Consider the following 1,069-nt stretch of genomic DNA (forward strand, 5'->3'; position numbering starts at 1 on the left):
GATCGCCCATTTTCTGAAATAGAGGTAAAGCTTGATTGTAGAAATTGAGTGCAAGTTGTTTTTCTCCTAAGCTATCGTAGATAAGGCCAAAATTATTGAGAGTGCCTGCTTCCCGACGGCGATCGCCTATTTGCCGAAGTAGAGGTAAAGCTTGATTGTAGAGATTGAGAGCTTTTTGTTTTTCTCCTAAGTTATCGTAGACAAGGCCAAGATTATTGAGAGTAGTTGCTTCCCGACGGCGATCGCCTACTTCCTGAAGTATAGATAAAGCTTGATTTAGGGAATTGAGAGCTTTTTGTGTTTCTCCTAAGCTATTGTAGACATCGCCAATAACATTGAGAGTATTTGCTTCCATACTCCGATCGCCCATTTTCTGAAATAAAGGTAAAGCTTTATTTAAGTAATTGAGAGCTTTTTGTGTTTCTCCTAAGTCACTGTAGACAGCACCAAGATTATTGAGAGTGCTTGCTTCCCCACCCTGATCGCCCATTTTCTGAAATAAAGGTAAAGCTTGCTGATAGTAATTGACTGTTTTTTGTTTTTCTCCTAAGCTATAGTAGACATTGCCAATACTTCTGAGAGTTTCTGATTCCATACGATGATCGCCTAATTGCTGATATATAGGTAAAGCTTGCTGATAGTAATTGACTGTTTTTTGTTTTTCTCCTAAGTTATCGTAGACATAGGCAATACCTGTGAGAGTGATTGCTTCCATGCGGGGGTCGCCTACTTGCTGAAATAGAGATAAACCTTGATTTAAGTAATCAAGTGCTTTTTGTTTTTCTCCTAACTCACTGTAGACTTTGCCAATACTTATCAGAGTACTTGCTTTGCCAATGGGATCGCCCACTTGCTGAAATAAAGGTAAAGCTTGATTTAAGTAATTGAGTGCTTCCTTCAGAGATTCTGCTGTACCTTGCTTATATAGTTCAGTTCCATACATAAATAATCTTTCTGCTTCATTACTCTGCTGAGTTGGAGCAAGAACTTCTCCCCCATCGAGAATATTGCGCAATTTATTGAGAATGTAAGCTTCTCCATGGCGATCGCCTACTTGCCGAGCTATAGG

The 1,069-nt window shown here is 39.5% G+C and carries 1 protein-coding gene; it reads right to left on the reverse strand.

The features are described 5' to 3' along the window. Positions 1-1,069, reverse strand: a 1,069-nt coding sequence (locus ACP6PL_RS03130) for a tetratricopeptide repeat protein (protein WP_426542454.1), incomplete at both ends; no start/stop codon positions are given.

Source organism: Dapis purpurea BLCC-M126 (assembly GCF_050015975.1).
Taxonomy (GTDB): Bacteria; Cyanobacteriota; Cyanobacteriia; order Cyanobacteriales; family Microcoleaceae; genus Trichodesmium.